We start from the raw sequence: 15,262 nt of genomic DNA, 5'->3' as shown, positions 1-15,262 counted from the left end.
CCTGGACGACTGGCGGGCCAACGCATCGCCGGCACGGTGACGTGTGCACACCGAGCCTGCCTTTCAGGGCTGCGGATCTGTGGTGTGGGTGTGTCGGTGGTGGGCGTAGTCGCTGGTGTGTTCTTCGGCCCAGTCCTGCAGGTGTTGCAGTGCTGGGGTGACGCCGCGGGCGAGGTCGGTCAGGGCGTACTGCACCGTCGGTGGGCGGCTGGTGTGCACGATGCGGGTGATCAGTCCACCTGCTTCGAGGTCGCGCAGGGTCTGCGCGAGCATCTTGTCGCTGACGCCGCCGGCCCGCCGGCGCAGCTCGGACCAGCGTTGCGGGCCGTCCATGAGGTCGACCAGGACCAGGGCGGCCCACCGGGCGGTGACCAGGTCGAACAGCTGCCTGCCGGGGCAGGCGGGATCGCGGACGTTGCCTCGCGTGCTTTCCTGCACGTGCTCACCTCACCTGAAGGTATGTACTTCCTAAGAGGAAGTTACTCGGTCAGAGTGAGTGAGCCAACCGCTGATCGTCAAGGAGTACCTGTGGTAACCGACGTTGCCGTGACCCGCGCCGCGAACACCGCGACGGTGCTCGGCGGCCCCACCGCGCTGATCCACCTGGCCGGATGGACGCTGCTGACCGACCCGACCTTCGACGCCGCCGGCACCGAGTACCAGAACGGCCCGGTCGTGGTGCGCAAGACCGCTGGCTCGGCGCTGGACCCCTCACAACTGCCCGCCCTCGACGCCGTCCTGGTCAGCCACACCGAGCACCAGGACAACCTCGACACCGCCGGGCGTGCGGTGGCCTCCGGTGCCTCGGAGGTGTTCACCACCGTCGCCGGCGCCGAGGATCTCGGTGGCGCAGCTGTCGGCCTGGAGCCCTGGCAGACCCGGACCCTGTCGAAGCCGGGCCGCACGCCGCTGAACATCACCGCGGTCCCCGCCCGCCACGGTCCCGTCGGCACCGAGGCCATCACCGGTCCGGTCACTGGTTTCCTCCTGCACACCGACGACGGCTCGGCACCGACGGTGTACGTCTCCGGTGACACCGTCGACCTGGACGCGATGAGCGCCCTGGCCGACCGGCACCGCGTAGACGTGGCGCTGTTGCACCTGGGCGCGGCAGGCTTCGAGGCATTCGGTGACATACGACTGTCACTGACCGCGGCACAGGCCGTCGAGGCCCGCCGCCTGCTCGGCGATCCCCTCGTGGTGGCCGTGCACGCCGAGGGCTGGGCCCACTACACCGAAGACCGCAACCACGTCCAGCAGACCTTCGACGCCGCCGGCGCCCCGCTGCACTGGCCCACCTTGGGGCGGCCCGTCACCCTGCCGGACCCGCACACCCGCTGACACCTCACCCAGGGCCGCCGCCGGCGCACCAGCCCGCCCTTTCCAAGCCGCCGAGACGCGGGAGCGGGCTGCGGTCACCGCACGGTCAACGGCTCACGCAGATCGGCCTGTAGCCGACCCGCCAGTTCGCAACGAAGAAACGAAAAAGGAAAGAACATGACACCGGAAGTCGTGCACGAGCGCTTCGCCCAGTACCTCAAGGACCAGGACCTCGACGGACTGGGTTCCCTGTTCGACGAAGACGCCATGTTCGTACCGGGACCGGGACAGCAGCCGGTCTACGGCAGGGAAAGCATCAAGGAAGCGCTGAAGCCCTACCTCGCCTCGCCCAGCACCATGGAGGTGAAGGCCGCGTCGGTCCATCAGAACGGCGACCTGGCGATGGTCCAGCCGTCCTGGCAGATCACGAGCGAGAGCGGCACCGTGGAAGGGAAGTCGGTCGAGGTGATGAGGAGGACGAGCGAGGGGGGCTGGGTCTACATCATCGAAAACCCCTACGGCGTCTGATTCTCGTCATCCCGGCATCACCGTCGGGCGACGGAACCTCGTCACGGCAGCGGCGGCCGTATCGACTTTCTCGATGCGGCCGCCGCTTGCTTTCCGGCGTCGGTGACACGGTCATGATCCGGTGTGGTCCGGACGCAGTCGGCTGAGAGGGGGTGAGCAGGTCGGTGCCGGCGAAGTCCACGCGGGCACCGGCTGTCACGGCACCGAGGAAGGGGGTGCCGGTGAACCGCCGGCACAGCAGTGCGTCGTCAGTGCCGACCGGGGTGAGTCGTTCGATGGTGTGCCGGCCGCCGGGAAACGCCGCAGCCAGTGCGGCCGGCAGCATGACCCAGTGCGGCCAGCGGCATGACAAGGACGTCGCGGTCGCTGGCTTCGTCGCTGAAGCCTGCGGGGCGGTTGTGGCCGTGGAAGTTCGTCGGCCAGGTGGGCCTGTACGTTCGCTCGAGCAAGAGGTTCGCAGGACACGCGTCGGCCGACGTGGTCGGTGAAGGCCTGGGCGATCGAAGAGAGCAAGGTCGCGCTGCCCGTGGTCACCGCCGCGGCCGTGCTCAGCCTCAGGAAGGTGCGTTGTCGCATCGATACGATGACTCCTTGCAGGGACAGGGTTGTGTCGAAAGGCGCCTACGGGCCCGTCATGGCGGCAGCCGTGCGGAAGGTGTACGTCGTGACGCTCCTGGCCGGCAGGTTCAGCGTGGCGGTGCCGTTGGCCACCGCCGGAAGTCCGGTTGCGGCAAGGTTCTCCGACGCGCTGGTGCGATACGCGCCGCTCGCTGAGACGCCGCTGCCTGGCAGCTGCACGCTGACGGTCTGGGCGCTGGTGTTGACGTTGTTGACCACCAGCGTCCAGGTGCCGCCCAGAGAGGTGGCCAGGATCTGCACACCGCTCGGTGCGCCGGTAACGGGGTAGCGGACGGAGCCGGGACGGACGAACTTGCTGTACTGGCCGAGGGTGTAGAACCGCTTGGTGAGGTAGAGGTTCTGGTTGCCGTTGCTCGCGTAGTTCGGGTCGAAGTAGATGAGCCCGTCGTTGTAGCCCGTGGTGTTGATGGTGGTCGCGCAGGACGGGTTGCTGCCGGGGTTGCACCCCATGACCTTGGACAGGGCGGTCCACCAGTGGAACGCGGAGTCGCCGGCGATGGTGAAGTCCCGGTGGATGATGCTCGCCATGGCGAGGCCGCCGGAGATGGTCGGGTCGTACTGGGCGCCGTAGGCGGGCGAGCTGCTGTTGCTCCAGCAGCAGATCTCGGTGGCCCAGGTGGGTTTGCCGTGCTGCTTGGCCATCGGCGGGATCTTCGCGAGCGACGAGTCGGTGGGGAAGTCGTAGGTGTGGTGGGCGAGGTTCGCCACGTACTGCGAGGTGCCCGGCTGGTTGATCCACTGCGGCACCTCGTTGAGGAACCTGGCGACCTTGTCGGACTCGTCGGCACTCACGCGGGTGGAGGGCGCCCGTGACGCCAGGGTCTGCCCCACCGTGCGCACGATGTCGTCGCGCAGGCTGACCGGGGTCAGCATGCCTTCCTGGGTGCATTGGGAGAAGGACACGGCGGGTTCGTTCATCGGACTGATGTAGTTGATCTTCACGCCCTCGGCGCCGAAGTGCGTGACGATGTCGGCGATGTAGTTGGCGTATGCCTGGAGTGATCCCGACTTCAGGGTGCCGCCGCAGCTCTTGCCGTTGGACATCCACGTCGCCGGGGCGCTGTTGACGAACCCGACTATGTCCGGCACCCCGTGCTTGGCCGCATAGCGCAGAAAGGTCGTGCCGCCCGGATCGCGGCTCCAGTCGTAGCGGCCGGGCGAGACCATCAGCGACTGTGGCGCCCGGTCACCGGCCCGCACTCCGGTACCGCCGCCGCCGATGTTGTACCGGTAAGCCGACAGCTGGATGCCGCTCGGACTGAACAGGAGCTCCGCCACCCGCTGCTGGACGGCGGGGGAGAAGCGGGCGAGGTCGTTGACCCACCAGGCGCCGGACGCCCCGATGTTCTGGATCGTCTGGGCCGGTGTCGTGGATATCCGTGCCGTGGCAGCCGCGCCGACGTCCCCGACGGCCGCACCCGTCGTGATGAGGAGCAGGGCCGACGCGAGCGCGCCGACGCCTCTGCCGAATCCGCTGAATCCGCGTTTCCGTGTCACGTTGCTCGATCCTTTGTGTCCGATGTGGAGGATGATTCGTGCCTGATGCCGATCGCGCACTGGCCGTTCAGTCGTGGTTCCCGCTCGGTCTTCGATCCGGAAGCGTCGGAGGGGAGGCGGTCCTGGCTCGACGACCAAGCGGGCCCAGTCGACAACGGCCCTGGGGAAGCGTCTGTCGCTCCAGAAGCTGGTGTGGCTGCCGCCGATGAAGGCCTGGCGGGCGGACGAGTAGCTGGTGGTCGAATACTTGTCGCCGTGGACGAACAGGACCTTGGCGTTGACGGAACCGGACGGGTTGGTCATCCACACAGGACTGCGGGTTGGCAGAGATGATCCGGCTGCCGGGCCAGGACGTCAGCAGACTGTGGGTGACCATTCCGCCCAGGTGGCGGCGTAGCCGGGCGAGACAGCGAGCGCCGCGAACTTCCCCCGGCTCGTGTCGGTCGGGTGGCAAATCTTCGCCCCGCCGAAACGGTCGCCGCCGTCCAGGCTCGTTTCCGCAGTGGCGAAGGTGCCGCGGCTTGCCGCGACACTGGCCTGCGTGGGGATCGGTCCGCGCTGGAAGGGATTGTCGGCGGCGGACGCCGGACCCGCGTTCACGGTGGACGCGAGCACGCCGAGGGTGGCCGCGCAGGCGATACCGCTCGTCTCAGCAGGTCGGTTCTGGCCACAGTGAGGTACCTCTTCCTCGGCAGGGGCGGCGAAAGAGTTTGAGCCGGACGTTGTGGTCAAGGCATCCACCTGAGGGGGCGGCAGACGCCCGGTGCGGTCGAACACGCCTCACATCGTGAGGGCGGCTGCACGGGTCGGCGGTGTCGCGGAGAGCGCCAGGACCGACAGGTACGCGGCTGCTCTTCGCGCACGTCCGGCGCCGTACGCGGTCATGAATCCCTACTTCGGTCTTGTGAACGTGCACAGTATTCGTGGCGCTTTTCTGCATTGATAGAACAGCAGTAAGGAGATCTTTTCAAGAGTCTGAACGTCGAATCGTGTGAACGTGCACAATCGAATTTCATCGAACGTTGCCCAATTGTCAAGAATGGTCAAGCGGACGCGCGGACCACGAGCGTGGTGGCAGGATGACCGCGGCCGGGGCCTCGGTGTGGATCTGGGCGAGCAACCGCTGCCTGCCCGCCTCGCCGCTGGCCCGGCTGTGGTCGCCGTGCGCCATGAGTCGCTCGTCGTAGGCGATGCCGTGCTCGTCCTGGGCGTCGCAAGGCTCGCAGCGTCGAGTGGGTCGCGCTCGTCGACGAGCGCCCCGGACAGCTGCTCAAGCTCCTCGCAGCAAGTCCACAGTGGACTGAACTCTGCCTCTGGTGCTAGGCGTTTCGATCGGTGCACAATGCGGTTGTGCGCTGTCATGGGGGCGGCGCCTAAGAGGGGACACCGTCAACGTGTCTATTTCGCATGCGTTCATTCGTGTTGGCGTGATTGCTGCCGTGGTGCTCGGGGTCGTGGTGCCCGCGCACGCCGCGCCGAAACCGACGTCGAACGAGGCCGTCGCCGAGGTGGCGGGCCGTCTCGACGACCTCGGTGCCAGGACCGGGTTGGCGGGTATCAGGGTCGACGAGGACCGGCGTGCGGTCACCGTCCACTGGAAGGGCACCGCACCGGCGGACGTCCGCACCTACGCGGACTCGAAGCCGCTGGGCGTGTCCGTCCAGCTGGTCGAGGGCGCCAGGTACTCCCGCGTGGAGGGCATGGAGGCCGCGCAACGCCTGGTCAAGAGCGCGTTCGCGCGCCAGGTCGACCTCCAGTCGGTGGCGGTCAACCCGGACGGTTCCGGCATCCGGGCTCGGGTTCCCGGCGCCATGATGTCGGCCACCGACAGCCGAGTGGCCGAGACGGTGGCCAGGACGCCGGTCGCGTTCGAGGTCCGCGACCCGTACGAGAAGGCGTCCAGGGTCAACGACGCCCCGCCGTGGAAGGGCGGAATCCGCACGGTGCAGAACGGTTCGGCCTGTTCGACGGCGTTCTCCGTGCTGGTGGGCACGGCAGGTCGCCTGCTCAGCGCCAACCACTGCGACGAGAGCGCCAACGCCGCCGTCCGCGACGGCGCGGGCCAGACCATCGCGCCAGGAGGTGCCTCGGTCGCGGGTATCGCCGGCATCGACTCCCAGCTGATCGACCCGTCGTCCTCACCGGCGACGACCGGGCGGGTCTACACCGGCGGCTACAGCAGCAACACGACCGCGGCCGTGAAGGGCTGGGCCCGCAACTACGTCGGCCAGACGGTGTGCGCGTCCGGTGCGTCGTCGGGGCAGCGCTGCGGCACGATCACCGACGACACCACGAGCCTGCCGTGGACCGAGGGCAACTTCTACATCGAGGCCAAGGCTTCAGGCAGCGCGCACTACATCGCCGGCGGTGACAGCGGCGGCCCCGTGTTCGCCACCGTGACGGGCGGTGTGCAGGCCCGCGGCGTGATCCTGGCGGGCTCGACGGTGGTGGGCTGCACCGGCCTCAACCCCGACGTGAGCCCGCGTTGCTACAACTACATGGTCTACGCGCCGATCAGCGTCGTGCTCGACACGTGGGGCGTGCGCCTGGAAACGGCCTGAGAAGGCCATCTCCCTCCTGAGAGGGATGCCGAAGATCCTGCTGACCGGCGATCCGCTCGGGTCGCCGGTCAGCAGGCTTGAGGCATGAGCTCCCACATCGCCGCACCGCTGCTCGTCCTCACCTGCGGGGTGCTCAGGATCGGCGACGACCTCGACGGCGAACGCGGCCACGGTCCGGCGTGGACGGTCGAGCACCTGGCTTTCCTCGCCGAGGACCACGCGGAGATGGTGGCGATCACCCGAGGAGTCCGGACCACAGGACCTCATCCCGTTGGGAGCGGTGCTGTTGCTGGTTTCGTTCGCACCGCTGGCGCGCAAGCCCGTCCCGGGTCAGGGACCTGTACCTCGACGTCACTGGAACCCGTCGTCATCGCGCCAGGTTGATCACGCACGCTCGTCATTGGCACCACGTCCTGTGCGAAGTCTCACCGGTGGGTGTCAGCCTGATGCCGCCGGAGTCAGGCCCAGTTCGGCGTGGACTTCTCCTGCGATGGCGCCGCGGCGGCGGCGAGCGGCGCGTTCGTTGTGCGCTCAGAGACAGGCTAGTTTGCTCGGGTGAGTCTTCTTGATGATGTGGCCGAGCGCGACGGCTGGCGTTGCTGGGTGTGCGACGAACCGGTCGACCCCGACATGTCGGTGAACGATCCGCGGGGGCCCAGCGTGGACAGCCGGACCGCCGACCGGAAGGCCAAGGTGGCCGAACGGCTGGCGCACCGCGGGTGCAACACCCGCAAGGGCGCGGTCAAGGTGGTCATCGCCTGGCCGGACCGCCTGCACGTGGTCGAACCCGCGCCGCTGATCACCGTCATCGGTCGGCTGGAGCGCAAGGGGGGCCGCGAGCTGGTGGCCCGTTGTCCGACCAAGCAGGACGCCCAGGAGGCGGCGGACTGGCTGCTGGACCGGTTCTCCCGACTGGCGCCAGGACTGCCGGTGACCGCCACCGTCGAGGCGGGCGGAGGTCAGTTCCTCGTCATCCTGGCCACCAGCCGCCGCTGACGGAACCGACGTGCTGGTGCGCGATGTCGACGATGCGGACCTCGAGGTGTTCTGCGAGCAGCAGGGCGAGGACGGCGGGCGCGGTTTCTCGCCCGCGTCATGCAACGCTTGGCGGACAAGGGAATCCTGCCGTTGACCGGTTCGGTCGGCGACTCCCACGACAACGCGCTGATGGAGAACTTCTTCGCCGCACTGAACAAGGTTGCATCCTCACCTCCTTTCGCAACAGGGCATGACAGCAAGCGATACACCCCGCAGCGGCGGAATGCGAGGAGTTGTCATGGCTGAGCGGGGCCTGACGAGCTGCGGCGCACGGGCGGTGCTCGGTTTGGCGATGCTCGTGCAGCTGTCCTGCGCGGTGGGCACCGTGCTGCTCGCTGTCACCGAGTCCGTGTGGTGGCCGCTGGCCGCGGGCGTGGGCTGGTGGGGTGTCGCGGTCGGCGTGGCGATCCAGGCCGAGGCGGCCACGACGTCCGGATCGAGAGCGCCGCGCGTGGTGCCGACGCCGATGGCTTCGGCTGTTCCAGCTCGTCGTGCGTGAAGTGAGGGTCTTCGCGTCACGGTGTCAGGGCTGACAACTGTGGCAGATATCTGCCACTGCTCCCCGGTGTCGCCCAGCTTGCTGGAAGGTGACGTTGGTTCGCGAGTGGGGTGGTCCAAGGCTGGCCGTTGAACGCTCGTCCCCGCTGCGGACCGGTGCTCCACCACGGCCTGTCTGTTCGCGAACAAGCGAGGGGAAGAGCAGGGTGAAAACAGCCGTCATTGTCAGAAGGTCGTTGTTGGCCCTTGCGGTGCTGGTGTCCGCGGCACTGCTGCCAGTCACGGCAGACCAATCGCGTGCCTCGGCCGCCGTCCAGGAAACCTATTACGTCGCTCCCGAGGGAAATGATGACAATCCGGGGACGATCACGGCCCCGTTCAAGACGTTACCGCGTGCACGGGACGCTGTTCGTGCGGTGAACGCGAACATGACCGGGGACATCCACGTCCAGCTTCGCGGGGGGAACTACCCGATAGGCAGCGCCGTGGATTTCACGCCGAGAGACTCGGGCACGAACGGGTACCGCGTCATCTATTCCGCGTACCAGAACGAGACGCCGGTGCTCAGTGGTGGCGTGCAGGTGACCGGCTGGACGCAGCACGGCGGCAACATCTGGAAGGCTCCGCTCACTCGCGGCAACAAGCTGCGGGCGCTCTACGTCAACGACAAGCGTGCCTTCATGGCCACCAAGACGATCAACTCGCAAGGGTGCTACGGCACGTACAACGTCACTGCCGGTCAGGCTCCGTGGGCGTTGGAGTCGGGCTCGCAGTGTGACGGCGCCAAGTACAGTTTGGCTGATCTGCCCGCGATATCCCGCAACCAGGACGACATCGAGATCGAGACGGCGACCACCTGGCAGACGGCCATCGCCGGGGTCCGCCAGGTCACCACCAGCAGTGACGGCGCCAACCGCGTTGCGCTGTTCCAGCAACCGGGTGCGGCCATCGCGCAAGGCGCGTTCAACGGCAACTTCCAGTCCGGCGGAAGCCACAAGTTCATGAACGCCTACGAGTTCCTCGACGCGCCGGGCGAGTTCTACTTCGACAAGTCGAGTCAAACGGTCTACTACTACAAGGCCGACTCGGAGAACATGGCGACCGCGACGGTCTATGCGCCGAACAACGTGTCCACCCTGCTTCGGGTCGCCGGCACGTCCACGACCAACCACGTACGCAACATCACGTTCTCCGGCATCACGGTGCAGCACTCGGACTGGAACCTCTTCAGCGTGGCCGGCTCCGCGTTCAAGCAGGCCCAGCAGGGCGGCCTCGGCAACACCGTGTACGTCAAGGGCAACTTCCACGTCTACTACTACCGCAATGTCGACACCACGCCGGGCATCATCCAACTGGAGAACGCCGACGGGATAGCCCTGCTCCGCAATCGGGTGCAGCACACCGGTGTCGACGGGATCAACATGATCAACGACGTGCAGAACACGCAGTTGATCGGGAACTACACGAACGACATAGCCGGGTCCGCCATCACCGTGGGCCACCCGCAGCACGTGTACATCGGTGACCACACGCCGACGAACCGCGAGAAGTACTCCGCGCAAGTCGAAGGGCTTCCGAAGAACATCGAGATCAAGAACAACTACCTCTACGACAGCGCGGTGTTGTTCAACGGGCACAGCCCCATCGCGGCGTTCTTCGTCGACACCCTGACGGTGCAGCACAACCGGATCGAAAAAGCCCCCTGGAACGGCATCACGCTCGGCTGGGGCTGGTGGAACTTCGACGGCTCATCGGGCTCCATCGCACCCAACCGGCCGACGACCACGGCGCGGAACAACAACATCAGCTACAACCACATCATCGACACGGTTCAGCGCCTCAACGACACGGCCCCCATCTACACGCTCGGCAGCCAGCCGGGAACCACGATCAACAACAACTACCTCCAGGGTGTCCCGTCCGGGCACAAGTACGGACTTCACCCGGACGAAGGATCGGCGTACATCACCTTCCGCGACAACGTCCTGAGCGTGGACAAGAACGTCACGTGGCTCATCAATTCCGACGACTTCGGACGCAAGCACGACCTGAGCATCACGCAGACGTACGGTCCGATCAACAAGGTCTCCAACAAGAACCTGCCCAACAGCACCGTGCAGGACATCCTCGTCCACTCCGACTACGTCTGGCCGGCGGCCGCCCACGGCATCGCCGTGAACTCCGGTCTGGAGGACGCCTATCGGGATGTCATCCCGCTGAGCAATCTGTCCCGGCCGGATTACGCCCTGCCCGGCAGCACGTTCGTCGGCGCCGGCGGGACGTCGATCCCGATCCGGAGCATCGGCGACGCGACCAGGACCGTCTGGCTGGCTCCGCCGGGTACGACGACCTTCGCGGTCGGCCCGACGATGACCAGGGCGAGCGGAACGGCGACGACGATCGACGTCCCGGCCACCGCCGGTGACTACCGGCTCTACGTCCTCGACGCGCAAGGGAATCGGTCCGCTGAGTCGAAGTCGCTCGTGCGGCGGCAGGGTGGGAGCGGTCAGCAGGGCGCCACGATCGTCGGCGGCCAGTCCGGCCGCTGCATCGACATCAGCGGCGCGAGCACGGCCAACGGCGCACAGGCGCAGTTGTGGGACTGCCACGGCGGCACCAACCAGCGCTTCACCCACACCTCGGGCAAGCAGCTGCAGGTGTACGGCAACAAGTGTCTGGCCGCCGGCAACGGCGGTACCGGCAACGGCACCGCGGTGGTGATCTGGGACTGCAACAGTCAGACCAGCCAGCAGTGGAACGTCAACGCCAACGGCACGATCACCGGTGTGCAGTCGGGGTTGTGCTTGGACGCCAACGGTGCCGGCACCGCGAACGGAACCAGGATCATCCTCTGGACCTGCAACGGCGCCGGCAACCAGCAGTGGAGCCTGCGCACCTGAAGCACTCGGAGGACACGACGGCCGGCGTCGGCTGTGCCGCAGGTCTCCCTGCGGCACAGCGTCCTTTGTCGAGGATCGCTCGCGATCCCTTGTGGACTTTCCGGTCCGGTGGGTTTCGCGCTACCTCCACCCGGCGAACGGGATCGCACAAGATTGATCGACAGTTCACCAATTGATCGCGAAACTGGGGCGATGAGTCATACAAATACCGTCGCCTGTGCGAGGGCGGTAAGGGCAGGTGGGCTGGCTCCCGCTGTACGGATCACAGGCTGGTAGCGACTGAATGCCTGGCGAGAACGACCTGGTCCCAGGTGGGGCTGGGTGACTCGGCCGATTGGCGTCGGCTTGCGCCCTGTGGAGCAACCTGACTCATTCGGGCAACATGTACGACCTATTGACCGAGTCTGCCTCAAGCCCTACCGTGGAAACGGTCCGACTAATTGGTTCGCTGGTCAACAAACGAATCGCACGTGTCGGCGCGCCCTGCCCTCGATTCGAGGAGTACCTGTGACAACGCTGTCTCGTACTCTGTCCATACCTTTGTGCTCGACGCGGTGGCGCTGCCTGTGATCACCACCAGACGCGCTTCGCCGCGAGGTCCGCGACCAGTCGGCCGGCCGGCGCGTGTGGCTCGCTGAGCAGGCCGCCGGGCCGAGCTCGCCGCCGGGGTCACTGGCATCCATCTTCCTCGGTCCGCCCAGGGCCATGTCCGGCGCGTCCGCCGTCACCGGAACCTCCATCCGTTGTGGACACAACTCGGAAATGGTGCCAGCACGAGGACTCCTGGCTGGCGGACAAGGAGCTCAAGCATGGCTCGAGGGCTGTTCGCGGCCGTGGCGGCGGTGGTGCTCGCTGTGGTCGGCATGACGGTCCCGGTCCCGGTCCCGGTGACCGCTTCCGCCGCCGCGATTGCGGACGTGAACGGGGTCGCCGCGGGCGACGCCGCGATCCGGTCGGTCGACCTGGCCGGCAGGTGGAGCTTCACGCCGGCGGGCCGGCCGGCCACGACGATCACCGTGCCCGGTGGTGGCTGGTACAAGCAAGGCTTCACCGACGTGTCCGAGGCGACGTACTCGCGCACCATCACGGTGCCCGACTCGGGACAGCCGCAGTCGGCGTGGATCGAGTTCGGTGCGGTGAACCACCAGGCGACCCTGTCGGTCGACGGACGGGTCGTCGCCACCCAGACGACCGCGTACACGGCGTCGAACTTCGACATCACCGCCTTCACCACGCCCGGCACGACGCACACGATCAGCGTGAACGTGAAGGGCCGCAACGCGTTGAAGACGCCGGCGGGCAAGTACCTGATTCCCGACGCCGCCAACTGGTCGGAGGCGGTGCCGCAGGGGATCTTCCGTTCGGCGTTCCTGCGCGTGTACCCGGCCGTGCACGTGAGCGACGCCTTCGTCCGCACCTCGGTGACCGACCAGACCCTGACCTACGACGTGACGGTCGCCAACACCTCCGGCAGCGCCCGCACCGTGACCCTCGGCGGCACGCTCGCCTCGGACAACGGACAGGCCTTCGGCTACCCCGCCCTGCCCAGCCGCACGGTCACGGTCGCGGCCCGTTCCACCGCGACCGTGACCGTCGGTCCGGTGGCGTGGATGCTCGGCGCGGCCTCGTACTGGTGGCCGAACGTGCCGTATCGGCAGGGACATCGTGCCCAGTTGCACCGGCTGTCGGTGCACGCGACCACCGACGACGGCCGCACCAGCGACGCCACGTACCGCTTCGGGTTCCGGGAAAGCACCCAGAACGGCGAGTACTACCGCCTCAACGGCGTGCGGGTGAACGTGCGCGGCGACAACCTGCAGGGCGCCAACTACGACCGGATCGACAACGGTGGCAAGGGCGACGCCTTCGACACGCTGCCGGGCTTTCTCCCGCCGTCGGCCGGCAACGGCGGCTGGCCGCAGGCGGTCGACAACTACCTGCGGCTCAACTTCAACGTCGTCCGCGTCCACCAGGAGCCGGCCAGTCCGTACATGCTCGACGTGGCCGACGAGCTCGGGCTGATGATCATCGACGAGACCGCCATCCGCGGTGCCGGCAACGCACAGGACTTCAACGCCGGTCGCGCCAACATGGTGGCCCACGCCCGTGCGCTGACGCTGCGCGACCGCAACCACCCGTCGATCGTCCGCTGGAGCCAGGTCAACGAGCCGAACCTCGCCGACTCCGACTCCGAGCAGTTCCAGAGAGACCTGTACACGGCGGTGAACGCCGCCGACGGCACCAGGCCGATCATCGTCGAGGTGGCCCCCGGCGCGTCGCCCAACCGATATCCCACCATGACACAGGCCAACTTCAACCTCGTCCCGCACTACCTCGACGGCACCGGCCGCTACGGCGAGCAGACCTGGTCCGTGGCAGGCCGGCCGGACGGTGAGGGCGAGTACATCTGGCCCGCGTGCAGCAGCAAGCAGGGCTTCGCGTGGTTCGCCACCGCGACCGCGGCCAAGCGCGGCAAGGACACCAGCGACCTGCGGCCCTACACCCTGCTGTCTGCCTGGGCGAGCGTCATCCCCGGTGTGCGGACCACGGACTTCACCCCGGAGGAGGGTGGCCGCCCCGTCTACGGCGCGGACAACCTGCCGGACCCGTGGAGCAACGCCCAGATCCAGCGGGTCCAGGCCGGGTTCAACCCGATCGCCGCGATCGACCTGCCCTACTGGTCGGCCTCCGGCGTGTCCGACGCGAACGGTGGCTTCCCGCTGCCGTCAGCGGTTCCCGGCTTCGCCGGCAACACCAGGGTCGACCGCACCATCACCGTCTTCAACGACGACTTCACCGGTACCGCCGTGGACTTCACCTGGAGCGCCCGCCTGGACAGCCCCACCGGAGCGGTGATCGCCTCGGGCAGCACGACCCTCATCATCCCGCTGGGTTCGCGCGTGCAGCAGCCGGTGTCCTTCGCGACCCCTGCCGGCGGCTCACGGGTGTACCTCGTCCTGTCCACCGGCAAGTCCGGCGTCACCACGTTCACCGACACCGCCGAGTACTTCACCCTGGGCGCCGGCCAGGGTCCCACGCCCGGCAAGTACCGCATCGTCAACCGCAACAGCGGCAAGCCGCTGGCCATCGCCGGCAACTCCACCGCCGACGGTGCCAAGGCCGTGCAGCAGAGCGGGAACGCGACCTGGACCGTCAGCGCCGGGCAGAACGGATCCTTCACCCTGCGCTACGACGCGACGGGCAAGGTGCTCGACGTCAACGGTTCCTCGTCCACCGCGGGCCTGCAGCTGCAGCAGTGGACCGCGAACGGCGGCACCAACCAGCAATGGTTCCTGAGGTCGGCGGCCGGCGGGTTCTTCACGATCGCCAACGTCGGCAACGGTCTCGTGGCGGACGTGTACGGACAGTCCACGAGCGACGGTGCCCAGGTCGTGCAATGGACCGCCAACGGCGGTGTCAACCAGCAATGGCAACTCCTGCCGCAGAACTGAAAGAAACCGCACGGGGAAAGAGGAAGGCGCATGGCACGAGTACTGATGCTGGCGGGGGACGCCGCGGAGGAGCTCGATTCGATGTACCCGTTGTTCCGGCTGCGGGAGGACGACCACGAGGTCGTCGTGGCCGCGCCCACGACACGTCCGGTGCAGCTGGTGGTGCACGACTTCGAACCGGGATGTGACGCCTACACGGAGAAGCCAGGTCGTCGGTTGCCCGTGGACCTGGCGTTCGCGGACGTGCGCCCGGAGGAGTACCAGGCGCTGGTGATTCCGGGCGGCCGGGCACCGGAGTACATCCGCACGGACCCGGACGTCGCCCGCATCGTCGCGTACTTCTTCGCTCACGAACTCCCGGTCGGCACGATCTGCCACGGCCCGCAGGTCCCGGCCGCACTGGGACTCCTGCGCGGTCGCACGACCGCCGCGTACCCGCCGTTGAAGGTCGACGTGGAGCAGGCAGGCGCCACCTTCGCCGACGGGCCGGACGTCGTGGACGGTGCGATGGTGTCCTGCCGCGGCTGGCCCGACCTGCCTCAGTGGTCGCGTGCGTTCCTCCGGGTGCTGGCGAAGTCTCATGTTCCTGCCGATTGATCGTCCACAATGGATTGTCGCATCAACGCCGGTCGGAAGGGTCTGCGTCGACCGCCGGGTCAAGACGCAAATTGGCTGATATGTGACACCGGCACGACCTTGACCGTGCGAAGGGCGGCTCATTAGTTTGACGATTCGGAAGACTGAATTCCCTGCTGTCGCAGCAGTTCTCGGGGTTCGGAGGACTCAATGGTGAGCTCGTCCAGGCATGACCGCGCCTGGGTTCTCCCGT

Annotated in this window: 12 protein-coding genes; 9 read left to right on the top strand and 3 right to left on the bottom strand. The window is 67.4% G+C overall.

Annotated features, from left to right (window positions below; translation table 11 throughout):
• Positions 1–63: 63 nt before the first annotated feature.
• Complete coding sequence (locus G7043_RS25660; protein ID WP_166049660.1) at positions 64–438, bottom strand: winged helix-turn-helix transcriptional regulator; 375 nt, start codon at positions 436–438, stop codon at positions 64–66.
• Positions 439–528: 90 nt separating this feature from the next.
• On the opposite strand from G7043_RS25660, the gene G7043_RS25655 reads away from it, so the two are divergent.
• Positions 529–1,341 carry an MBL fold metallo-hydrolase gene (locus tag G7043_RS25655; RefSeq protein ID WP_207311720.1) on the top strand — a complete coding sequence of 271 codons (813 nt, stop codon included), beginning with the start codon at positions 529–531 and terminating at the stop codon, positions 1,339–1,341.
• Between the two features lie 156 nt (positions 1,342–1,497).
• A complete protein-coding gene (locus tag G7043_RS25650) occupies positions 1,498–1,848 on the top strand; it encodes a YybH family protein (protein WP_166049656.1) in 351 nt (116 codons plus the stop codon).
• Positions 1,849–2,469: 621 nt separating this feature from the next.
• Here G7043_RS25650 and G7043_RS25645 read toward each other — a convergent pair.
• Together G7043_RS25645 and G7043_RS25640 are read right to left on the bottom strand one after the other, a co-directional pair.
• Positions 2,470–3,984, bottom strand: coding sequence for a glycoside hydrolase (locus G7043_RS25645; protein WP_166049654.1), 1,515 nt, complete (start codon positions 3,982–3,984; stop codon positions 2,470–2,472).
• 354 nt (positions 3,985–4,338) lie between these two features.
• Complete coding sequence (locus G7043_RS25640; protein WP_166049652.1) at positions 4,339–4,761, bottom strand: poly(ethylene terephthalate) hydrolase family protein; 423 nt, start codon at positions 4,759–4,761, stop codon at positions 4,339–4,341.
• Between the two features lie 650 nt (positions 4,762–5,411).
• Here G7043_RS25640 and G7043_RS25635 point away from each other — a divergent pair.
• From G7043_RS25635 to G7043_RS25605, 7 genes are all read left to right on the top strand, one after another.
• Complete coding sequence (locus tag G7043_RS25635) at positions 5,412–6,545, top strand: hypothetical protein (protein ID WP_166049650.1); 1,134 nt, start codon at positions 5,412–5,414, stop codon at positions 6,543–6,545.
• 84 nt (positions 6,546–6,629) lie between these two features.
• Positions 6,630–6,929: a hypothetical protein gene (locus G7043_RS25630; protein ID WP_166049648.1), complete on the top strand. Its 300-nt coding sequence runs from the start codon at positions 6,630–6,632 to the stop codon at positions 6,927–6,929.
• Positions 6,930–7,100: 171 nt separating this feature from the next.
• Complete coding sequence (locus tag G7043_RS25625; protein WP_166049646.1) at positions 7,101–7,541, top strand: hypothetical protein; 441 nt, start codon at positions 7,101–7,103, stop codon at positions 7,539–7,541.
• Positions 7,542–7,821: 280 nt separating this feature from the next.
• Positions 7,822–8,082 carry a hypothetical protein gene (locus G7043_RS25620; protein WP_166049644.1) on the top strand — a complete coding sequence of 87 codons (261 nt, stop codon included), beginning with the start codon at positions 7,822–7,824 and terminating at the stop codon, positions 8,080–8,082.
• A 427-nt stretch (positions 8,083–8,509) separates the two neighbouring features.
• Entirely contained in the window at positions 8,510–10,981 is a 2,472-nt protein-coding gene (locus tag G7043_RS25615) for an RICIN domain-containing protein (protein WP_242642666.1), read from the top strand.
• Between the two features lie 809 nt (positions 10,982–11,790).
• Positions 11,791–14,433 carry an RICIN domain-containing protein gene (locus G7043_RS25610; RefSeq protein ID WP_166049641.1) on the top strand — a complete coding sequence of 881 codons (2,643 nt, stop codon included), beginning with the start codon at positions 11,791–11,793 and terminating at the stop codon, positions 14,431–14,433.
• Between the two features lie 30 nt (positions 14,434–14,463).
• A complete protein-coding gene (locus G7043_RS25605; protein WP_166049639.1) occupies positions 14,464–15,030 on the top strand; it encodes a DJ-1/PfpI family protein in 567 nt (188 codons plus the stop codon).
• The last annotated feature ends 232 nt before the right edge of the window (positions 15,031–15,262 follow it).

Source organism: Lentzea alba (assembly GCF_011067745.1).
In the GTDB taxonomy this organism is placed as follows: Bacteria; Actinomycetota; Actinomycetes; order Mycobacteriales; family Pseudonocardiaceae; genus Lentzea; species Lentzea alba.
Note: the sequence above shows the minus strand (reverse complement) of the source record. Positions and strands in the feature narration are given on the sequence as shown.